Source organism: Pseudomonas medicaginis (assembly GCF_965119365.1).
Lineage (GTDB): Bacteria > Pseudomonadota > Gammaproteobacteria > Pseudomonadales > Pseudomonadaceae > Aquipseudomonas.
In genome coordinates this window covers 6,238,478-6,257,737 of the sequence record NZ_OZ221631.1, presented here as the reverse complement: position 1 = coordinate 6,257,737, position 19,260 = coordinate 6,238,478, and the positions used below count along the sequence as shown (strand labels likewise).

Below are 19,260 nucleotides of genomic sequence, written 5' to 3'. Positions count from 1 at the left end.
CAGTCGAGAGTCCATACGATTAGTAAGACTATATGTCATCGGGTAGATATTGCATCCCGTGGCCCGGCAATTTCATGTTCGCTGATCGCCCACCCTTGTTGCAGCGGCGTCCTGTCGTCCCGGCAGGTTTCTGAACGCTGCCAGTGCACGCGCCCTGGATTCGCGCAAATCGACGATCGGTGCCGGATAATCCACTGCGCCGAACAAGCCGCCTTGGGTATTTGGGCTATGGACCTGATGTCTGTCCAGATCGTTCAGTTCGGGTAACCAGTACTTGATAAACAGGCCCTCGCGGTCAAATTTCTCTGACTGGCTCAAAGGGTTGAAGATGCGAAACCAAGGCGCCGAGTCGGTACCGGTTGAGGCGCTCCACTGCCAGCCGCCATTATTGGCGGCCAGGTCGCCGTCGATCAGGTGCTGCATGAAAAAGCGCTCGCCTTCGCGCCAATCGATCAGCAGGTTCTTGGTCAGGAACATGGCGACCACCATCCGCAAGCGGTTGTGCATCCAACCGGTTTCCAGCAATTGACGCATGGCCGCATCAATGATCGGCAGGCCGGTGCGTGCCTGTTTCCAGGCCTCCAGTTCTGCGGGGACCTTACGCCAGGCCAGTGCCTCGGTTTCCGGGCGGAACGCGCGGTGGCGCGACACACGTGGATAGCCCACCAAGATGTGTTTATAGAACTCACGCCAGAGCAATTCATTGATCCAGGTCACAACCCCGGCACTTCCACTCTCGAATTCACCCCGATTGGCTTGCAGCGCGGCATGCAGGCACTGCCGTGGCGACACCACCCCGGCCACCAGGTAGGCCGAGAGCTGGCTGGTGCCGGGCCGGGCAGGGAAGTCCCGTTCGCGCTGGTAGTCGTCGAGGTGCTGCTCGACAAAACTGTCCAGGCGCCGTCGGGCTTCGCTTTCGCTGGCGGGCCAGAGGGCGCGCAATGCTTCACTGGGCGGGGCGAACCCCTCGACTTGCGTCGGCACCGGATCGCGGGCGATGCCGGTGGGGGCCTGCGGCAACGGTGGGGCGACCAGGCCGGGCAATGAAAAGTGCAGACGGTTGTAGCAGACCTTGCGGAACTGACTGAACACTTGGAAGTAATTGCCGGTCTTGGTCAGCACGCTGCCGGGCTTGAACAGCAGTTGGTCGAGGTGACTGTGGAACTCAATGCCCTGGTCATTCAATGCGCGGGCGACCTCGGCGTCGCGTTGCGTTTCATTCACGCCGTACTCTTCGTTGACATGCACGGCATCGGCGTTCAGTTCGCGACACAGCTTGAGCAGCACGCGCGGGGCCTGGTGCCAATACGCGGCATCGCGGATCAATAGTGGGATGTTCAATGCATCCAGGGCCGTGCTCAACGCGCCGAGGTTGCGCAACCAGAAGTCGATCTTGCACGGTGCGTCATCATGGAGACGCCATTGCCCGGGGCTGGTCAGGTACACCGCTACGCATGGACCTTGGGCTGCGGCGGCCGCCAGGGCGGTGTTGTCGCGCAGTCGCAAATCGCTGCGCAGCCAGATCAGTTGCATGCTGTTTTTTCCATCTTAAAAGAGTTCTCGGCGGCTCAGTTCGCGGTGAGCCGACAGCGGGTCTTCGGCCCAGGACACCTGCGTCATCGAGGCGCCTGTGGATAACTGGGCGTGGTGGAGCAACGCGGTCGGGCCGGCAATGATGACCGGGCAATCGATTCCGCTCAGTAGCCTGGGCAGTTGGGGCAGGTTGATGGCGTGACTGGAATACAGCAGCACGCCACGGGCCTTGAGGCGTTCCACCGCCAGGGCCAGTTCCCCCGCCGGTAGCGGGCTGTCGAACACTTCCACCGGACAGTCGGCGCTGCTGGCCAGCCAGGCGGTGAGCCACAGGTGCGGCTCTTGGGGCAAGTCCGAATGACTGACCAGCAACAGTGGCGCACCGCGCAGTTGGCGATTGTTGTGGTAGATCCGGCTGCCGAACTTGCTGCGCAGCCACGAATACAGGAAAACCCGTTCCAGCTGTGCGCCGAACTGGCCTTGCCAGCGCAGGTGCAGCTCTGCCAGCAACGGCAACAGTAATTGCTCGCACACGGTCCAGGGTGGATACAGCGCCATCGCCTGGTTGACCAAATCATCGATCTGGCGCTCGGCCAGTTGCGTCACCGCCAGCACAAAGGCGTGGCGCTGACGCTGCCAGTCGTTCTCCGGTGGCTGTGCAGGTTCTGTCGGCGGTGGTGTGTCCAGCAACGGCTTGATCTTGCTGACCGCAACGCCACGATCGATCCAGGTGAGGATGCTCCGGATCCGTTGCACATGCTCGGCATTGAACAGTCGGTGGCCCTTGGGTGTACGGTGCGGCACGATCAGGCCGTACCGACGCTCCCAGGCCCGCAGCGTGATGGCGTTGACACCGGTTTGCCGGGCGACCTCGCGTATGGGCAACCAGCCTTGGGCCAAGGCTTTGGCAAAATCGGCTCCCAGGTCTTCGCGGGCGCTGGCGTCAGGGTCGTTTTTCATTAGATAGCGTTTCGCAAGCTGAGGTTCTCCGGGTGCGGTTGCAGGTAGACCTGCTGCGCCAGATAAGGATCGGGGTGCTGGCGCAGGTGATGCTTGAGCAACGTCAGCGGCACCACCAAGGGCACGATGCCGAGGCGATATTGCCCGATGAGTTGCTGCACCTCCTGCTTGTCCTCGGCGTCGATGGTGCGCTTGAGGTAGCCGCTCAGGTGTTGCAGGACATTGGTGTGGGTGCGGCGGGTGGCGCATTTCTTCAAGGCGGCCATCAATGCACTGAAATAGCGTGGGCCCAGCTCATTGGGATCGGCCTTGCCCATGTTGCCCAGCAGTTTGCCCAAGGTTTTGTACTGCACTGGGTTGTGAGCCATGAGCAGGTATTTGTAGCGCGAGTGGAACTCGATCAAGTCGCGACGGGTCAGGCCCTGGCGGCGCAAGGTTTGCCAGGCGGCATAGGCAAACACCCGGGTCAGGAAGTTCTCCCGCAGCACCGGGTCGTTGAGGCGACCGTCCTCCTCCACCGGCAGGTCGGGATGTCGTTCGCAAAAGGCCTGGGCATAGATGCCGCGCCCGCCGCCGTCCTGGGGAACCCCGTTGTGGTCATAGACCTTGACCCGCTCCAGTCCGCAGGACGGCGATTTCTGCATGAAGATGTAGCCGCAGATGTCACCCAATTCGTCCGCCATCTGCTGACCGTAGTCGGCCAATGGCCGGGTTACGTTGAGTTCGCGATTCACCGTGCCCAGTGCTTGGGGGTGTTCGGGGTTGCCCACCAGGCGGATGGGCTCCCGGGGAATGCCCAGGCCGATGGCGACTTCGGGGCACACCGGCACGAAATCGAAGTAGTCGACCAAGGTGCGGCTGCACAACGGCGATTGTTTGTGCCCGCCGTTGAAGCGAACTTCGGCGCCCATCAAGCAGGCGCTGATGGCGATTCTGGGTTTGGCGGTGGCTGCACTGGGCATGGGCGACCTCTGAGTAAAGTTATACAGAATTATTTTTCTGTACAATATTTTCATCATAGGTCCGAACGCGCACAAGTCAACCGGATTTACAGAGGCGCTGGGCGACGTCAGTGGGGTGTCGCAGGCAGGCTGCTGTCTCGTTCGACAGCAGCGAAGAGCGATGGGGCGTGCGATCTACTGCAGGCTGGCATGCAGGCGGCGTGCAGCTTCCTGGCCGCTGAGCCAGGCGCCTTCGACCCGACCGGACAGGCACCAGTCGCCGCATACATACAGGCCCAGGTCGGCATCGGCCAGGGCGCCCCATTCGTGGCTACCGGCGGGGCGGGCATACAGCCAGCGATGGGCCACGCTGAAACTCGGTGCGGGCATCGCACTGTGCAGCAGTTCGGCGAAGGCGCCGTGCAGGTGTTCGATCACCGCTTCCTTGGACAGGTCGATGTGCTGCCGGCTCCAGTCGCTGGTGGCGTGCAGCACCCAGGTGTCGAGCTTGCTGTCGCGTCCTGGTTTGCTGCGGTTGCGCGCCAGCCAGTCCAGCGCACTGTCCTGCACGAAGCAACCTTCCATGGGCGTATCCAGCGGAGCTTCGAAGGCCAGCGCCACGGCCCAGGTCGGGTCCATCTTCACGCCGGCGGCCACGGCGGCCAGTTTCGGTACGGCGGCCAGCAATGCGGTGGCCTGGGGGGCGGGCGTGGCGATCACCACCTGGCCGAAGGGGCCGTGGGTGAAACCTTCCGCGTCCTGCAGGTGCCAATGTTCCTGACCGCGGTACACCTCGGTGATCCGGCAGGAAAACTGAACTTGCAACGTGTCGAGCAAGGCGCGGGTGATCGCGCTCATTCGCGGCGTGCCGACCCAGCGGGTCTGCTCATCCGGCGAGGGGCTCAGTTGTCCATTCTGGAAGTTGTAGAGCTGCGGGTTCCATTCCGCGGCCCAGCCTTTGGCTTGCCAGCGCTGGACCTCCGTGACGAAGCGGCGGTCGCGGGCGGTGAAGTATTGCGCGCCCATGTCCAGCGCGCCGGCGTCGCTACGCTTGCTCGACATGCGTCCGCCACTGCCGTGGCTTTTATCGAAGAGTTGAACGATATGCCCGGCCTCCGTCAGGGCCTGGGCGGCTGAAAGTCCGGCGATGCCGGTGCCGATGATTGCGATAGGTACAGTCATGAGGGCCTCGTTTACCTTTCTGTACAGACTACGCCGTCGTTTAAACCTGTACAATTCGGGTTTTTGGTATAAGTTTTACCGTTCGCGTTTGGGCAGGTTGTCCTATTGTTAAACACAGACCCTGTCCGATACGAAAAATCCCTGCTTATAAAAATAGACTAATGGGCCGGGTAAAACGCGATGCGAGGAACATCTCATGCACATATTGCTGACCGGCGGTACTGGTTTGATCGGACGTCAGCTCTGCCGCCTCTGGTTGCAGCAGGGACATCGCTTGACGGTATGGAGTCGCCGACCCGAAGAGGTGGCGAAAATCTGCGGGGCATCGGTGCGGGGCGTGGCCAAGCTCGACGAAATCGACGAGCCGGTGGACGCGGTGGTCAACCTCGCGGGAGCGCCGATTGCCGACCGTCCCTGGAGCCACAAACGCAAGATGTTGTTGTGGAGCAGTCGCATCACGTTGACGGAAGTTCTGCTGGCGTGGCTGGAGCGTTGCGAGCAGAAACCGCAGGTGTTGATTTCCGGATCCGCGGTGGGCTGGTACGGCGACGGTGGCGAGCGTGAGTTGACCGAGGCGTCGGGGCCGGTGAGTGAAGATTTCGCCAGCCAGTTGTGCATCGCCTGGGAAGAAACCGCGCAACGGGCCGAGGCGTTGGGGCTGCGTGTGGTGCTGGTGCGTACCGGCCTGGTGCTGTCTGCCGAGGGCGGCTTTTTGTCGCGGTTGCTGCTGCCGTTCAAACTGGCGCTGGGCGGGCGTATCGGCAATGGTCGGCAGTGGATGCCGTGGATTCACATCGACGATCAAATCGCCCTGATTGATTTTCTTCTGCACCGCATCGACGCCAGCGGTCCTTATAATGCGTGCGCGCCGAACCCGGTGCGCAACCGCGATTTTGCCAAGGCCCTGGGGCACGTATTGCATCGGCCGGCCGTGGTGCCGATGCCGGAGCTTGCGCTGAAGGTCACGCTGGGGGAATTGTCCTTGTTGTTGCTTGGCGGCCAGCGCGCCACGCCCGCCCGATTGCAGGCGGCGGGTTTCACATTCCGGTTCACTGATTTGCCTGCGGCCTTGGAAGACTTGTCCAGCCGCCTTTGAAATAGGACGTTGCATGACCGATCACGCGTTGCTTCTGGTGAATCTGGGTTCGCCTGCCTCCACTTCGGTGGCCGATGTGCGCCGCTATCTCAATCAATTCCTGATGGATCCGTATGTCATTGACTTGCCATGGCCGGTGCGGCGCTTGTTGGTATCGCTGATCCTGATCAAGCGTCCGGAGCAGTCGGCCCATGCCTATGCCTCGATCTGGTGGGAGGAGGGATCGCCGTTGGTGGTGCTCAGTCGCCGGCTGCAACAGGCCATGACCGCGCAGTGGAGTCAGGGCCCGGTGGAACTGGCGATGCGTTATGGTGAGCCATCCATTGAGTCGGCGCTGGTGCGGCTGGCGAGCCAGGGTCACAAGAAGATCACGTTGGCGCCGTTGTACCCGCAGTTCGCCGACAGCACCGTGACCACGGTGATCGAGGAGGCCAAGCGAGTCGTGCGGGAGCAGAAACTCAATGTGCAGTTTTCGATCCTCCAGCCGTTCTACGATCAGCCCGAATACCTCGACGCCCTGGTGGCCAGCGCCAAGCCGTACCTGATGCAGGAGCACGATCATCTGTTGTTGAGCTTCCATGGCTTGCCGGAACGGCACCTGACCAAGCTCGACCCGACGGGGTTTCATTGCTTCAAGGATGCCGACTGCTGCAAGAATGCGCCGCCGGAGGTCATGGCGACCTGTTACCGCGCGCAATGCATCCGCACGGCCAGCCTGTTCGCCCAACGCATGGGGCTGGCGGATGGCAAATGGTCGGTGTCGTTCCAGTCGCGGTTGGGACGGGCCAAGTGGATCGAACCCTACACCGAGGCGCGCCTGGAGGAACTGGCTAAGAGCGGCGTGAAGAAAGTGCTGGTGATGTGCCCGGCGTTCGTGGCCGACTGCATCGAGACCCTGGAAGAAATCGGCGATCGCGGCCGCGAGCAGTTCCGTGAGGCGGGGGGGGAGGAGTTGGTGCTGGTGCCTTGCCTCAATGATGAGGCGCAGTGGGCGCAGGCGTTGAGTACCCTCTGCGAACGGGCTCCGATAGCTTTGTGAGGTTCAAGGGCCTCATCGCGAGCAAGCTCGCTCCCACAGTGGATCTCGAGTGATCACAAAATTTGTGTTCACGACAGACCCCCTTGTGGGAGCGAGCTTGCTCGCGATGGCTTTCTGACTGGCAACAAAGCACTTCAGAGCAGCGGCTCGTCTGCCTTCTTCTGCTTCCAGCCGTCATTGCCCGGCAGCAGCAGGTTCAGCGCGATCGCCACCACCGCGCACAGCGCGATGCCTTTGAGGCCGAAGTCGTCCGGGCCGGTGCCGGTGCCTACCAGTACGCCACCGATGCCGAACACCAGCGTCACCGAAACGATCACCAGGTTGCGCGCTTCGCCCAGGTCGATCTTGTGGCGGATCAGCGTGTTCATGCCCACTGCCGCAATCGAACCGAACAACAGGCACAGGATCCCGCCCATCACGGGCACCGGGATGCTTTGCAGCAGCGCGCCGAACTTGCCGATGAACGCCAGGCTGATGGCAAAGATCGCCGCCCAGGTCATGATCTTCGGGTTGTAGTTCTTGGTCAGCATCACCGCGCCGGTCACTTCGGCGTAGGTAGTGTTGGGCGGGCCACCGAACAGGCCGGCGGCGGTGGTGGCAATGCCGTCACCGAGCAGTGTGCGGTGCAGACCGGGTTTTTTCAGGTAGTCGCGACCGGTCACGCTGCCCACGGCAATCACGCCGCCGATGTGCTCGATGGCCGGCGCCAGCGCCACCGGTACGATGAACAGGATCGCCTGCCAATTGAACTCCGGTGCGGTGAAGTTCGGCAGGGCGAACCACGGCGCGGCGGCGATTTTCGCGGTGTCCACGACGCCGAAGAAAAACGCCATGGCGAAGCCCACCAGCACGCCGGAGATGATCGGCACCAGGCGGAAAATGCCTTTGCCGAACACCGCTACGATCAGCGTGGTCAGCAGGGCTGGCATCGAAATCATCATCGCGGTCTGATAATGAATCAGCTCGGTGCCATCGCCGGCCTTGCCCATTGCCATGTTGGCGGCAATCGGCGCCATGGCCAGGCCGATGGAAATGATCACCGGGCCAATCACCACTGGCGGCAGCAGCCGGTCGATGAACCCGGTGCCCTTGATCTTCACCGCCAGGCCCAGAAAGGTGTAGACGAAACCCGCCGCCATCACGCCGCCCATGGTCGCCGCCAGGCCGAACTGGCCCTTGGCGAGGATGATGGGGGTGATGAAGGCAAAGCTCGAGGCCAGGAACACCGGCACCTGGCGCCCGGTGACGACCTGGAACAGGATCGTTCCCAGGCCGGCGGTGAACAGCGCCACGTTGGGGTCCAGCCCGGTGATCAGCGGCATCAATACCAGCGCGCCGAAGGCGACGAACAGCATCTGCGCGCCGGACAGGACCTGGCGCCAGAGCGGATCGTTGAACTCATCCTGCATGCTCAAGCGTCCTTCTGCTTGGTGCCGAAGATCTTGTCGCCGGCATCGCCCAGGCCCGGGATGATGTAACCATGCTCGTTGAGTTTCTGGTCGATGGACGCGGTGTAGATGGTCACATCCGGGTGGGCGTCCTGCACGGCCTTGATGCCTTCGGGGGCGGCGACCAGCACCATGGCGCGGATGTCCCGGCAACCGGCCTTTTTCAACAGGTCGATGGTGGCGACCATGGAGCTGCCGGTGGCGAGCATCGGGTCGATGATCATCGCCAGGCGCTCGTCGATTTCCGGGACCAGTTTTTCCAGGTAGGTGTGCGCTTGCAGGGTCTGCTCGTTGCGAGCCACGCCCACGGCGCTGACCTTGGCCCCCGGGATCAGGCTCAGTACGCCCTCGAGCATGCCAATGCCGGCGCGCAGGATCGGCACCACGGTGATTTTCTTGCCGGCGATTTTCTCGACCTGGACCGTACCGGCCCAACCGTCGATTTCATAGGACTCCAGCGGCAGGTCCTTGGTGGCTTCGTAGGTGAGCAGGGCACCGACTTCCTGGGCCAGTTCACGGAAGTTCTTCGTGCTGATATCGGCGCGGCGCATCAGGCCGAGTTTGTGTCTGATCAGCGGATGGCGGATCTCGAGGATGGGCATGGGGAAGGCTCCGGCGGCGGGCAAAAAAACCGGCCTAGATTAATCTATCCGAGGGTGTTGTCCTATAGACAATACAGAACGTTAGTCCACAAACGCTTGATCTGGCCGGGCGGGATGCGTACCTTTGCCCGTTTTTCCGACTTGCCACCCTTGGAGAGCGCCATGTCCGCTGATCTCGAGCATATCCGTCAAATCATGCGAGAGGCTGACTGCCTGTACACCGAAGCCGAAGTCGAAGCGGCCATCGCCCGTGTCGGTGCGCAAATCAACGAGCAACTGGCGGATGCCAATCCGGTGGTGTTCTGCGTCATGAATGGCGGGCTGATTTTCTCCGGCAAGCTGCTGACCTATCTGAACTTCCCCCTGGAAGCGTCCTACCTGCACGCGACGCGCTATCGCAACGAAACCAGCGGTGGCGACCTGTTCTGGAAAGCCAAGCCGGAAGTCTCGTTCATCGACCGCGACGTGCTGATCATCGACGACATCCTCGACGAGGGGCACACCCTGGGCGCGATCATCGACTTCTGCAAACACGCCGGCGCCCGCGCCGTGCACACCGCCGTGCTGATCGACAAGGACCATGACCGCAAGGCGCGGCCGGACTTGAAAGCCGATTTCGTCGGCCTGCCATGCATCGACCGCTACATCTTCGGCTACGGCATGGACTACAAAGGTTACTGGCGCAACGCCAACGGCATCTTCGCCGTCAAGGGGATGTAATCGATGACTCGGCCAAGCTTTCTGGAGCAAGCGCTGTTCGATGAGTTGGCCGAGAAAGCCGCGGCCAACCCTCGCGGGCGGCAGCACCATAATTTCCATGAGATGGATGAGCCGTGCCATCGCATGGCAGTGGGTTTGCAGCCTTGCACCTACATCCCGCCGCACCGCCACCTGAGCGCCGACAAGGCGGAAACCCTGCTGGTGCTCAAGGGGCGGTTGGGGTTGTTGATCTTCGACGAGGCCGGTGCGGTGGTGGACAAGCGTATCCTGCAGGCCGGTGGCGATTGCCTCGGCGTCGATCTGCCGGCCGGCGTGTATCACGGTTTGGTGGTGCTGGAGGCCGACAGCCTGATGTTCGAATGCAAGGCCGGTCCTTACCGGCCCGTGGGCGAAGGCGAACTGGCCCACTGGGCGCCCCGCGAAGGCGAGGCGGGCGTGGCTGAGTACCAGGCGTGGATGCGGGCTCAGTTCGACTGAGTCTCGTTATACCCAAAGCAGGATGGATCCTGTGGCGAGGGGATTTATCCCCGCTGGGCTGCGAAGCGGCCCCATTGCCATGGACTCGGTATGCCTGACACTCCACGCAGGTTGATTCAGGCCGCTTCGCGCCCCAGCGGGGATAGATCCCCTCGCACAGGTCAGGCGCAGTGGGCTTGCAGCCAGCGCTCACTCTTGACCCGCGCCTGTTCCAGGGTTTGCACATACGCCAATTGACGTTGTTCGCGATGAATGCCGGCGCGGCGCAGCTTCAGGCGCACCCTGGGCGCAGTCGCGACCAGGATCAGGCCAATGCCCTGCTTTCGATAGTCCCTCAGGATATTTTCCAGCGCGGCCAGGGCGGTCATGTCCAGCATCGGCACGGCACTCATGTCCACGACCACCACCCGAACGCCCGGGTCGAAACGACGCAGCACATCCAGGGCCTTTTCCGCTGCGCCGAAGAACAGCGGCCCGCGAATCCCGTAGCAGCGAACGTGCTCGGGCATGTCCAGCAGGGCCTGGTGGAAGTGGCGCGGCAACTCGGCGCTGTCGGTCAGTTCGCTCATGCGCTTGATGAACAGCCCGGCGGCCAGCAGCAGGCCGACCGCGACGGCCAGGACCATGTCGAACAAGACGGTCAGGCTCAGGCAGGTCAGCAACACCAGTACGTCGCTGCGCGGAGCGATGCGCAGGGTGTGCAGCACATGCCCGGCTTCGCTCATGTTCCAGGCAACCATCACCAGCAGCGCGGCCAGTGCGGCCATGGGCAGGTAACTGAACAGCGGCGCCAGCAGCACAATCGCCACCAGCACCACGAGACTGTGAATGATCGCGGCCAGTGGTGAAGAAGCGCCGCTGCGTACGTTGGTGGCGCTGCGGGCAATGGCGGCGGTGGCGGTGATGCCACCGAACAGTGGCGCCACCAGGTTGCCCAGGCCCTGGCCCATCAATTCGGCATTGGGGTCGTGCTTGCTGCCGGTCATGCCGTCCGCCACCACCGCGCACAACAGAGACTCGATGGCACCGAGCATGGCGATGGCAAAGGCGGGCGCCAGCAGTTGGCGGATCAGGTCATAGGACAGGACCAACGGATGTCCCTGGCTGTCCAGCAAGTTCCAGGGCCAGTCGAAGCTGGGTAGAAAGGGTGGGATGCCCGGGTGAGCGATGCCATCGACGACGTAGCTGAAACGCTCGCCCAGTGTCGCGATCGGCCATCCGCCGTGTTCCATCGCCAGCCCCAATGCCGTGCCCACCAGCAGGGCCACCAGGTGCCCGGGCACCCGAGGTACCCAGCGCGGCCAGGCAATCAACACCGCCAGGCACACGGCGCCGATGACCCCATCGCCGAGACGGGCGCCGGGCAGCGCCACGATCAATTCGCCCAGTTGTTCGATGTAGTGTTTGGCTTGGCCGGCGGTGGTCAGCCCCAGGAGGTCTTTGAGCTGCAAAGTGGCGATGACCACGCCGATGCCTGCCGTGAAACCGAGGATGACCGGATAGGGAATGTACTGGATCAGGCGACCGGCGCGCATCAGGCCCAGGGCGATCAGGATCAGGCCGGCGAGCATGGTGCACAGTAGCAGGCCGCCCAGGCCGTATTGTTGGGTGATGGGCAGCAGGATCACCACAAATGCTGCCGTCGGCCCGCTGACGTTAAAACGCGAGCCGCCGGTGAGGGCGATCAAGGGCGCGGCCACCAACACCGTGTACAACCCATGTTGCGGCGGCACGCCAACGGCAATCGCCAGGGCCATGGCCAGTGGGATGGCGATGATGCCGACGGTCAGCCCGGCCACCAGGTCGCCACGCAGGCGTTCCAGGGTGTAGCCGGCACGCCAGGTCTGGCGCCAGGCGGCAAACAACGGTGGGACGGAGAAGGCCATGGAAACTCCACGAAGTGAACGGGGGTAAATATCGAATTCCCGGCAAACACTCAACTTGTGGCGAGGGGATTTTCTCCCCCGTTGGGCTGCGAAGCGGCCCCCATCGGGTTGGGGGCTGTCTGATTCACCGAGTATCCGGTTTAGGTCTGCTTCGCAGCCCAGCGGGGATAAATCCCCTCGCCACAAGAGGCATCATGTGATGCGAGGGCTGATGGCTCTTTGAGTATGCCGTGCTCGTTGCGCGGATGTATTGATCTGGATCGTTATTTTTACCGCCCAGGCTCATGCTAGAGTGCCCGGCCAAGACCCTGGAGCTTGTCATGCGTGTATCGATCCGCCGTTGCGCCACTTCGCTGTTGATCGCCAGTCTGCCTTTGACGACCGTGGCCGCGCCGATGCACAGTCAGTTCCTGCCGCCGGATGACCTGGCGGTGCGCCAGGAACAGCCTGAACAACAGCAGTTGCTGCAAGTGACCGAATATTCGGTGGTGCTGGGTAACCAGCGCCAGTCCAACCAGCAACCGATCCCGGTCACTTCACCCCTGCTGGTGCGCCTCAAGGGCAAGCCGCTGAACAAGGGCGCCACCCTCAACCAAGTGATCCTCAATTTCGACGGTGAAAGCAAAAGCTTGAAGAAACCGGCCTTCGACGAGGCGAGCAAGACCCTGACGCTGTCTTATCCACAGGCCCAGTACCGGGTGGTCATCGATCTGCTACGCAACAACACGGTCTATGTGCAGTTCCTCACCTACGCCAACGGCCATATCTGGGCCGACCTGCACACCGGCACCGAACGCCCGCGTTGAGCCTCAAGGCCTGCCGGGGGTAAACTGCCCGCCCCGTGAATTGTGCGAGTTGGAGCCGGCAATGCGTAAAGACAAGAAACAAGTGATTGGCGACGAGATTGGCGATGAGCAGATCAAGCTGTTCCTCAATTTCGAACCGGTCGATGCCACTTCACCGTCGCTGCACAAACTGATCAAGGCCTACCGTGGCCTGCGGGTCGACGATTTCGAGCGTTTCCTGACGTTTTTCGTCGAGGCCGGCCATGACCTCAACGGCAAGGATGAGCACGGCAAGGATTTCGTTGCGTTGATCCAGGACCAGCGTAATGCCGAGGAATACATCGAGTTGATCAACAAGGCGCGCGGCTGAGCATTGAAACCCATCAACGCTCTTCGGAGCGTTGAACGCTCCGCTTGATCGCAACCCATTTGTGCTTTTGAAAGTGGCTCCGAAAGGTTATGTCACTATTCGGGCTGTTTTGTTTTATTTGAATTTCCATTACTTTTTCGTCGAAGCCACTGGGCTTCGATGTCATTGTTTAAATGGAGCTGTATTCATCATGGAAGATCAAAAGAAGTGTATTGCCGGGGTGTTGTTGTCTCTGGCGACGTGCCTGGCAAGTTCAGCCTCCTGTGCGCGGGATGAAATTGTCAATGTCGAGATCTTTAACGCAACAGCCGCTGTCATTGTTCCCGGTAGCGATTTTACCTGGACGCGGATTCCGGCCAATGCGGGTCACAGTTTTTCGATAGACCCGGGTGAGAGCCAGGAATTAACGTATTACCTGCCCCAATCGCGCGCCGAGCGAGAGAGCTTTAGCTACACGCAAGGCAGCCGCACCTGCCGTTTCAGCTTTGGGCATGTTCCAAGGGCACCGGTCAGTGATGAACGTGCAATGCCTTATCATCGCTGGGTCAAAGCGGAACCGGTGGGATCCTGCGTCGCTGAATTGTTTTATATTGAAGATGATGACGCGTATGTTCGTCACGGCGGAACGCGTATCAAGTTCAGCATGAATTAAGACCGCAGAAAATAAAAGCCTTCCGTTTGCACGGAAGGCTTTTTATATGGACTGCAAGGTGTCAGGCGTAACTTTCAGCCTTGCTGTCTTCAACCAACTCCAACGCAATGTTGTTCTGCGCATTGATCTTGCGATACAGCGCCGCGTCGGTTTCCAGCACTTTCTCCCGGGCCGGGAAGATCTCTGCGAGCTTGGCAGCCCACTCGCCCTTGGCCTTGTCCGGGAAGCAGCGCTCGATCAGTTCCAACATGATCGACACGGTCACCGAAGCACCCGGCGAGGCGCCGAGCAGGGCGGCGAGGCTGCCGTCCTTGGCCGCCACCAGTTCGGTACCGAACTGCAGGACGCCACCTTTCTTCGGGTCTTTCTTGATGATCTGCACCCGCTGGCCGGCCACTTCCAGGCGCCAGTCTTCGGCTTTCGCCTCGGGGTAGAAGCGACGCAGCGATTCCAGGCGCTGCTCCATGGACTGCATCACTTCGCTGATCAGGTACTTGGTCAGGTCCATGTTGTCCCGGGCCACGGCCAGCATCGGGCCGATGTTGCCGGCACGTACCGACAGCGGCAGGTCCATGATCGAGCCGTGCTTGAGGAACTTGGTGGTGAAACCGGCGTACGGCCCGAACAGCAGGGACTTCTTGCCATCGACCACGCGGGTGTCCAGGTGCGGCACCGACATCGGCGGCGAACCCACCGCTGCCTGGCTGTAGACCTTGGCCTGATGGTGCTTGACCACTTCCGGGTTGTCGCAACGCAGCCACTGGCCGCTGACCGGGAAGCCGCCGAACCCCTTACTTTCCTCGATGCCCGAGGCTTGCAGCAGCGGCAACGCCGCGCCGCCGGCACCCAGGAACACGAACTTGGCATCGACTTCGCGGGTGTTGCCGGAGTTGACGTCCTTGATGCTCACGGTCCAGCCGCTGCCGTTGCGCTTGAGGCCGGTGACGCGCTTGCAGTATTTGACCTGGGTGTCCGGGGCGCTGGTCAGGTGCTTGAGCAACTGGTTGGTCAGGGCGCCAAAGTTGACGTCGGTACCGTTCATGACACGGGTGGCAGCGATGACTTCATCGTCCGGCCGACCAGGCATCATCAATGGCATCCACTCGGCCATCTGGCCTTTGTCTTCGGTGTATTCCATGTCGGCGAAGGCGTGATGCTGGCGCATCAACTCGAAGCGCGTCTTCAGGAATGCCACGCCTTTCTCGCCCTGCACGAAGCTCAGGTGCGGCACCGGGGCAATGAAGGACTTGGAGGAGCCGAACGTGCCTTTTTGGGTCAGGTACGTCCAGAACTGCTTCGACACCTCGAACTGAGTGTTGATGTGCACGGCTTTCTTGATGTCGACAGTACCGTCGGCCGCCTGGGGCGTGTAGTTGAGCTCACACAGCCCGGCGTGACCGGTACCGGCGTTGTTCCACGGGTTGGAACTCTCCGCGGCACCGGAATCCATCAGCTCGACGACTTCCAGCGAAATCGCGGGATCGAGCTCCTTGAGCAGCACGGCCAGGGTGGCACTCATGATGCCGGCCCCTACCAGAACTACATCGACTGCTTCGTTATGCGCCATTTAACGCGTCTCCAAAAATCTGCAGCACCAAATTGTCGGCATAGCGGCCAGGAGTGGCGGGGCAGGTCTGTTGCGCCCCAGTTATCCATGGCCAGGATCGCCATGTCCGAATCTTCGCAATTTTTCGCACCTACTGTGGATGCATGCAGCCTGGCCTCAAGAGTCACATGAACTCATTTAAGCGCCGGGCGGGCAATTCGACTTATGGCCGAGGCATCCGTTCGTGCAACCAAATCCGTAGCGGACAGGCTTCAGGCGCCGGTTCTTGAGCGATATCCGGTCCTGTGTCGTTGGGCTGTTTCAGACGCTAATGGTGCTTGTTCAGACGCAAAACTATTCATTTGCTCGCCACACTCTCGTGAAGTTGTGAAAACCCGTTTTTTCACGCTCTTTTGAAGACGTGAACCTCAAAAAAGGGCTGTCCCAGCCTGGCACTGCGCCCGGTTCGGTTGCCCCCATGTAGTACATGACAGGCAAAACGGGCAGACAGCTCAGTGACCGAGCGTAATGACAGCTCTGCAGATTCGCGAAAAGTGGTGATTTGCCTGGAGGAGCAGCAAGCACGCCAGCTTCACTCGATCTGTGTGGGCGGCTCTCTGTGGGCGTTGCGGGGTGCCAATACCAGCGCATCAGCGGTGTTGCGAGGCCCGATCAGGAGACGTCCTTATAATCGGGGGGAGATTGTATCGAAGAAACGCAGGGAAATGGTCGTGTTTAATGACTTTTATTAGCCGTCCGGTCAGATGGTCAACAGTTGACGGTTGCGCGCGCGGGCAGGAAGCGGTTGCACGCGGGCGCTGGCGGGCAATGGCTGGTGCAACCAGTTGAGACGGATCTCGTCGATTTCCACCCAGCCTTCGCCCATGGGTTGCAGGCTGCACTGCTTGAACGCCTGGCAACGGCCGTTGCGATCGAGCAAGGCGAAGCTGCGGTGATGAGGGCGAGGGGTGAACAGGGAAATAAGGAAGCGCATGATCGAATACCGGGTCAGGGAGCTTGGGATAAGCCTGACAGCGGGCTATGACATGCTGGTGTAAGGACCGTGACATTGGGGTGACAGGAACCGGCAACCACGGGCCCGTGTCAGACATTTCAGTATTCATCGTGCGACGCTAGTTCACGGCGATGGCGCACCGCTATACTGCCGGCCTGTTTGTGCCCGATTCTGGAGAGAAGAGCATGTTGCAACGCCTGTTGTTCGGTTTGATCGCTGTGACCAGTCTGACCCTCGTCGGCTGCGCCCACAGCCCGCAACAACTTAACCCGGAGCCCAAGCTCAATGCCCAGCTGGCGCCTGTGGGCCGTGGCCAGCCGGTGGTGGTGCGAGTGGTGGACGGTCGTCCGTCGCCGACGCTCGGCACCCGTGGCGGGCTGTATCCGGAAACCAGCGTGATCACGGTGCAGGGCGCGCAGATCCTGCCCAAGCTGCAGGCCCAGGCTGAAGCTGCCGTGCGTTTGCTGGGCTTCACGCCGACCGCCAATGCCTTGAATGCACCGCAGTTGACCGTGACCCTGGCCGAGCTCAAGTACCAGTCGCCCAAGGAAGGCATGTACGTGACCGAAGCCACCATCGGCGCGACTTTCCGCTCCGATGTGCAGAACGCCAACCGCCGCTACAGTGGTCGTTACGGCGCTTCCCTGGACCAGCGCTTCGGTATGGCGCCCAACCAGGACACCAACACCAAGTTGGTCAGCGATGTGTTGAGCGATGCGCTGACCCGGCTGTTCAAGGACCCGACCATTGGCCAGGTGCTGGCTGAGTAATTAACAAGCCTCATATCCCTGTGGGAGCGAGCTTGCTCGCGATAGCGGAATGTCAGCCACTTTGAGGGTGGCTGATCCACCGCCATCGCGAGCAAGCTCGCTCCCACAGTTTTTTATGGACGAGATTCTCAGGCTGCCTGGGAATAGAACTCCAGCACACTGATCCCGGTGAGCAGGTCGGTCTCCGGCAGGTCGGCATGCTGGTGGCCGCCGAGGGCGCAGTACACCAGCCAATGGCGGTCCTGAACATTGAAGGACAGGCTGTCGACGAGGTTCTGTTGTTCGTCGCTCGGGCTGATGAGGTAGAGACGATCCTGGTTTTCGGCGTGCAGCATGACGGGGTCCGTGCGGGTTTGAAGGGCGACAGGGTGGCCTAATCAGATGACGAAACCGTGACGGGGTAAATTAATCGGTCGCCCAGCCTCGCCCCCACAGGTCGGAAAAAACCGCCCGGTGAGGCAGGCTTTCGGTAGAATTCTCGCCCTGTTCGTAGGTCCCGGGCGCGTCCTGTCCGTTTTTCCGCTTGAGGTTCGTGATGTCGCTGCATCTGTTTTCGTTGTTCGCCGCCCACCCCGCCAAACTGATCAACCTGCTCGCGTTACTGTTTGCCTGCCCTGGCGGCTGGGTGCTGCATGCGACGCGCCGACGTGAACAACGGGCGCGGGCCTGCCTTGAAGCGCGCAATCGCGAAGGCAACGAACGATTCGAAGCGCTGCTGGACCTGGCCACTCAGCGGATGAACCGGTTTTTCTACCGGTTTGGCTTTGGTTGCCTGGCGCTGGCGTTGCTGGTGTCGTGGATCAGTACGCAGTTTTAATGAAGTCGCCGTTTTGATCGGGGACATGGTGACCTGTGGCGAGGGGATTTATCCCCGTTGGGCTGCGCAGCAGCCCTGATCGGGTTGATGTGATCGACCTGACTCACCGAGCTGTCAGGGTTTGGGTCTGCTGCGCAGCCCAGCGGGGATAAATCCCCTCGCCACCGTGAAGCCCTTCGCCTGCAAACTCGCCTTAAAGCGCCAACCCCGCCTTGACCCGATACTGGTTGCGCACCGGTGTCGCATATTGCAGCACCAGGAACGGCCGATGTTCCGGCGGGCAAGCGTCCAGTCGGCGCTGCCATTCTTCCTGGGCCTTGGCCAGTTCATCGGCTTCAAACACCTCGGCCGCCGTGGGAACCTGCAACTGCGGGTCGGCGTCGGCCCATTGGGCGTAAGCCAGGTAGTGCACTGGGAACAACCGGTAGCCGCCGAGAATCTGCCGGTCCATTTCAAGGGCCAATTGCTTGGTGTCCTCGAAATATTCGGTGATGGGCGCTGCGAAGTTCACATGGACCCGGCCCTTGTAGCCGGTAATGCCCTTGGCGATGCTCACGTCGTCCTCGCCCGGTGCCTTGGTGTAGGTGCCGGTGGTGGCGCGGATGTACAACTCGCGGGCCTTGGCCTGATCGCACGGGTCGTATTCGTAGCTGATCGACACTGGCGTGAGGTTCAGCGACTGGATTACCTCGCCGAACGGCTCGTCCTTGCGGCTCATGTGGAACATTTTGAGGATCGCCGATTCGGTCCGGTCGTCACCGTCCTTGGCCCGTCCTTCGGCCTGGGCGATCCAGATCGAGGCGCAGTCGTTGCGGATCGAATGGTTGATGTACGCTGACAGCAACTGGTACGCCGCCATTTTTTCCCGCCGTCCGGTGATGGAGCGGTGCACGATAAAGCTCTTGTTCAGGCGCATCAGGTCGCTGACAAAGGGCTTTTGCAGCAGGTTGTCGCCAATGGCGATGCGCGGCGTCGGCAGGCCGGCGTGGTACACGGCGTAGTTGACGAAGGCCGGGTCCATCACGATATCGCGATGGTTGGCGATGAACAGGTACGCGCTGCCGGACTTGAATTGCTCCACCCCGGTGTAGGTCACGCCATCGGTGGCGCGCTCGATGGTGTGGTCGACGTAGAACTCCACCTTGTCCTGCAAAGTGGCGACGGAACTCACACCGGCGAACTCACGGCGCAATCTTTGCGCTATAAGGGGTTTGAGCATCCAGCCGAAGGCGCCGGCCAGGCGTGGGAAGCGGAAGTGGGTGAGGATATCTAGAAACGCCTTGTCGCCGAGCAGCCGTGCCAGCACCGCTGGGACTTCGCTGTCGTCGTAAGGTCGGATGGCATCGAATTCGCCCATCATGCTCTCTTGTTGGAAACGGCTAGGGTAAGTAAAGGTTCGATCGAAAAAACGACAGGGCACG

20 protein-coding genes are annotated in these 19,260 nt (G+C 61.3%); 9 read left to right on the top strand and 11 right to left on the bottom strand.

The genetic code is table 11. The annotated features are described in order from the left end of the window. Window positions 1-72: 72 nt before the first annotated feature. The 4 genes from phrB to ACMTA2_RS27550 all read right to left on the bottom strand — a co-directional run bounded on the left by phrB (window position 73) and on the right by ACMTA2_RS27550 (window position 4,616). The gene (gene phrB / locus ACMTA2_RS27565; RefSeq protein ID WP_413792618.1) at window positions 73-1,533 is read right to left on the bottom strand and encodes a deoxyribodipyrimidine photo-lyase; all 1,461 of its coding nucleotides are present in this window, start codon (window positions 1,531-1,533) and stop codon (window positions 73-75) included. Between the two features lie 15 nt (window positions 1,534-1,548). Next, window positions 1,549-2,493 (bottom strand): MerR family transcriptional regulator, encoded by a 945-nt coding sequence (locus ACMTA2_RS27560; RefSeq protein ID WP_413792617.1) that lies wholly within the window; start codon window positions 2,491-2,493, stop codon window positions 1,549-1,551. Beyond that, window positions 2,493-3,455, bottom strand: a complete 963-nt coding sequence (locus ACMTA2_RS27555; RefSeq protein WP_413792616.1) for a YbgA family protein — start codon at window positions 3,453-3,455, stop codon at window positions 2,493-2,495. The genes ACMTA2_RS27560 and ACMTA2_RS27555 overlap by 1 nt, the downstream gene beginning before the upstream one ends. Before the next feature lie 174 nt (window positions 3,456-3,629). Next, window positions 3,630-4,616, bottom strand: a complete 987-nt coding sequence (locus tag ACMTA2_RS27550; RefSeq protein ID WP_413792615.1) for an NAD(P)/FAD-dependent oxidoreductase — start codon at window positions 4,614-4,616, stop codon at window positions 3,630-3,632. A 196-nt stretch (window positions 4,617-4,812) separates the two neighbouring features. Between ACMTA2_RS27550 and ACMTA2_RS27545 the strand changes: the two genes are divergently transcribed. Together ACMTA2_RS27545 and hemH are read left to right on the top strand one after the other, a co-directional pair. Continuing rightward, complete coding sequence (locus ACMTA2_RS27545) at window positions 4,813-5,712, top strand: TIGR01777 family oxidoreductase (protein ID WP_413792614.1); 900 nt, start codon at window positions 4,813-4,815, stop codon at window positions 5,710-5,712. Between the two features lie 13 nt (window positions 5,713-5,725). After that, window positions 5,726-6,751, top strand: a complete 1,026-nt coding sequence (gene hemH, locus ACMTA2_RS27540; RefSeq protein WP_413792613.1) for a ferrochelatase — start codon at window positions 5,726-5,728, stop codon at window positions 6,749-6,751. Between the two features lie 134 nt (window positions 6,752-6,885). Here hemH and ACMTA2_RS27535 read toward each other — a convergent pair whose 3' ends face one another. Together ACMTA2_RS27535 and upp are read right to left on the bottom strand one after the other, a co-directional pair. Beyond that, complete coding sequence (locus ACMTA2_RS27535) at window positions 6,886-8,160, bottom strand: uracil-xanthine permease family protein (protein ID WP_413792612.1); 1,275 nt, start codon at window positions 8,158-8,160, stop codon at window positions 6,886-6,888. Between the two features lie 2 nt (window positions 8,161-8,162). Beyond that, window positions 8,163-8,801: a uracil phosphoribosyltransferase gene (gene upp / locus ACMTA2_RS27530; RefSeq protein WP_003185330.1), complete on the bottom strand. Its 639-nt coding sequence runs from the start codon at window positions 8,799-8,801 to the stop codon at window positions 8,163-8,165. A 162-nt stretch (window positions 8,802-8,963) separates the two neighbouring features. Here upp and ACMTA2_RS27525 point away from each other — a divergent pair, with 162 nt between their 5' ends. Beyond that, entirely contained in the window at window positions 8,964-9,521 is a 558-nt protein-coding gene (locus tag ACMTA2_RS27525; RefSeq protein WP_053125250.1) for a hypoxanthine-guanine phosphoribosyltransferase, read from the top strand. Window positions 9,522-9,524: 3 nt separating this feature from the next. Further along, entirely contained in the window at window positions 9,525-9,998 is a 474-nt protein-coding gene (locus ACMTA2_RS27520; RefSeq protein ID WP_413792611.1) for a WbuC family cupin fold metalloprotein, read from the top strand. A gap of 161 nt (window positions 9,999-10,159) precedes the next feature. On the opposite strand, the gene dauA is transcribed toward ACMTA2_RS27520, so the two are convergent. Then, window positions 10,160-11,884, bottom strand: coding sequence for a C4-dicarboxylic acid transporter DauA (gene dauA / locus ACMTA2_RS27515; RefSeq protein ID WP_413792610.1), 1,725 nt, complete (start codon window positions 11,882-11,884; stop codon window positions 10,160-10,162). 320 nt (window positions 11,885-12,204) lie between these two features. On the opposite strand from dauA, the gene ACMTA2_RS27510 reads away from it, so the two are divergent. The 3 genes from ACMTA2_RS27510 (at window position 12,205) to ACMTA2_RS27500 (ending at window position 13,691) form a co-directional block, all read left to right on the top strand. Further along, the gene (locus ACMTA2_RS27510; protein WP_413792609.1) at window positions 12,205-12,690 is read left to right on the top strand and encodes a hypothetical protein; all 486 of its coding nucleotides are present in this window, start codon (window positions 12,205-12,207) and stop codon (window positions 12,688-12,690) included. Between the two features lie 61 nt (window positions 12,691-12,751). Then, window positions 12,752-13,039 carry a PA4642 family protein gene (locus ACMTA2_RS27505; RefSeq protein WP_413792608.1) on the top strand — a complete coding sequence of 96 codons (288 nt, stop codon included), beginning with the start codon at window positions 12,752-12,754 and terminating at the stop codon, window positions 13,037-13,039. A gap of 190 nt (window positions 13,040-13,229) precedes the next feature. Further along, entirely contained in the window at window positions 13,230-13,691 is a 462-nt protein-coding gene (locus tag ACMTA2_RS27500) for a hypothetical protein (protein WP_413792607.1), read from the top strand. Between the two features lie 61 nt (window positions 13,692-13,752). Here ACMTA2_RS27500 and mqo read toward each other — a convergent pair whose 3' ends face one another. Further along, on the bottom strand, window positions 13,753-15,258 hold the full coding sequence (mqo, locus tag ACMTA2_RS27495; protein WP_413792606.1) for a malate dehydrogenase (quinone): 1,506 nt from the start codon (window positions 15,256-15,258) through the stop codon (window positions 13,753-13,755). 739 nt (window positions 15,259-15,997) lie between these two features. Beyond that, complete coding sequence (locus tag ACMTA2_RS27490) at window positions 15,998-16,231, bottom strand: hypothetical protein (protein ID WP_413792605.1); 234 nt, start codon at window positions 16,229-16,231, stop codon at window positions 15,998-16,000. A 206-nt stretch (window positions 16,232-16,437) separates the two neighbouring features. Here ACMTA2_RS27490 and ACMTA2_RS27485 point away from each other — a divergent pair, with 206 nt between their 5' ends. Continuing rightward, entirely contained in the window at window positions 16,438-17,022 is a 585-nt protein-coding gene (locus tag ACMTA2_RS27485) for a YajG family lipoprotein (RefSeq protein ID WP_003205489.1), read from the top strand. A 128-nt stretch (window positions 17,023-17,150) separates the two neighbouring features. On the opposite strand, the gene ACMTA2_RS27480 is transcribed toward ACMTA2_RS27485, so the two are convergent. Next, complete coding sequence (locus ACMTA2_RS27480; protein WP_003185312.1) at window positions 17,151-17,357, bottom strand: hypothetical protein; 207 nt, start codon at window positions 17,355-17,357, stop codon at window positions 17,151-17,153. Between the two features lie 200 nt (window positions 17,358-17,557). Here ACMTA2_RS27480 and ACMTA2_RS27475 point away from each other — a divergent pair, with 200 nt between their 5' ends. Next, window positions 17,558-17,839, top strand: coding sequence for a hypothetical protein (locus ACMTA2_RS27475; RefSeq protein WP_058544126.1), 282 nt, complete (start codon window positions 17,558-17,560; stop codon window positions 17,837-17,839). A 193-nt stretch (window positions 17,840-18,032) separates the two neighbouring features. Here the strand turns inward: ACMTA2_RS27475 and ACMTA2_RS27470 are convergent, their stop codons facing one another. Then, window positions 18,033-19,199 carry a 1-acyl-sn-glycerol-3-phosphate acyltransferase gene (locus ACMTA2_RS27470; protein WP_413792604.1) on the bottom strand — a complete coding sequence of 389 codons (1,167 nt, stop codon included), beginning with the start codon at window positions 19,197-19,199 and terminating at the stop codon, window positions 18,033-18,035. Window positions 19,200-19,260: the final 61 nt, after the last annotated feature.

Excerpts from the sequence above, each read along its gene's own strand:
- phrB (WP_413792618.1), bottom strand. The coding sequence starts at position 1,533 with ATGCAACTGATCTGGCTGCGCAGCGATTTGCGACTGCGCGACAACACC.
- ACMTA2_RS27560 (WP_413792617.1), bottom strand. The coding sequence starts at position 2,493 with ATGAAAAACGACCCTGACGCCAGCGCCCGCGAAGACCTGGGAGCCGAT.
- ACMTA2_RS27555 (WP_413792616.1), bottom strand. The coding sequence starts at position 3,455 with ATGCCCAGTGCAGCCACCGCCAAACCCAGAATCGCCATCAGCGCCTGC.
- ACMTA2_RS27550 (WP_413792615.1), bottom strand. The coding sequence starts at position 4,616 with ATGACTGTACCTATCGCAATCATCGGCACCGGCATCGCCGGACTTTCA.
- ACMTA2_RS27545 (WP_413792614.1), top strand. The coding sequence starts at position 4,813 with ATGCACATATTGCTGACCGGCGGTACTGGTTTGATCGGACGTCAGCTC.
- hemH (WP_413792613.1), top strand. The coding sequence starts at position 5,726 with ATGACCGATCACGCGTTGCTTCTGGTGAATCTGGGTTCGCCTGCCTCC.
- ACMTA2_RS27535 (WP_413792612.1), bottom strand. The coding sequence starts at position 8,160 with ATGCAGGATGAGTTCAACGATCCGCTCTGGCGCCAGGTCCTGTCCGGC.
- upp (WP_003185330.1), bottom strand. The coding sequence starts at position 8,801 with ATGCCCATCCTCGAGATCCGCCATCCGCTGATCAGACACAAACTCGGC.
- ACMTA2_RS27525 (WP_053125250.1), top strand. The coding sequence starts at position 8,964 with ATGTCCGCTGATCTCGAGCATATCCGTCAAATCATGCGAGAGGCTGAC.
- ACMTA2_RS27520 (WP_413792611.1), top strand. The coding sequence starts at position 9,525 with ATGACTCGGCCAAGCTTTCTGGAGCAAGCGCTGTTCGATGAGTTGGCC.
- dauA (WP_413792610.1), bottom strand. The coding sequence starts at position 11,884 with ATGGCCTTCTCCGTCCCACCGTTGTTTGCCGCCTGGCGCCAGACCTGG.
- ACMTA2_RS27510 (WP_413792609.1), top strand. The coding sequence starts at position 12,205 with ATGCGTGTATCGATCCGCCGTTGCGCCACTTCGCTGTTGATCGCCAGT.
- ACMTA2_RS27505 (WP_413792608.1), top strand. The coding sequence starts at position 12,752 with ATGCGTAAAGACAAGAAACAAGTGATTGGCGACGAGATTGGCGATGAG.
- ACMTA2_RS27500 (WP_413792607.1), top strand. The coding sequence starts at position 13,230 with ATGGAAGATCAAAAGAAGTGTATTGCCGGGGTGTTGTTGTCTCTGGCG.
- mqo (WP_413792606.1), bottom strand. The coding sequence starts at position 15,258 with ATGGCGCATAACGAAGCAGTCGATGTAGTTCTGGTAGGGGCCGGCATC.
- ACMTA2_RS27490 (WP_413792605.1), bottom strand. The coding sequence starts at position 16,231 with ATGCGCTTCCTTATTTCCCTGTTCACCCCTCGCCCTCATCACCGCAGC.
- ACMTA2_RS27485 (WP_003205489.1), top strand. The coding sequence starts at position 16,438 with ATGTTGCAACGCCTGTTGTTCGGTTTGATCGCTGTGACCAGTCTGACC.
- ACMTA2_RS27480 (WP_003185312.1), bottom strand. The coding sequence starts at position 17,357 with ATGCTGCACGCCGAAAACCAGGATCGTCTCTACCTCATCAGCCCGAGC.
- ACMTA2_RS27475 (WP_058544126.1), top strand. The coding sequence starts at position 17,558 with ATGTCGCTGCATCTGTTTTCGTTGTTCGCCGCCCACCCCGCCAAACTG.
- ACMTA2_RS27470 (WP_413792604.1), bottom strand. The coding sequence starts at position 19,199 with ATGATGGGCGAATTCGATGCCATCCGACCTTACGACGACAGCGAAGTC.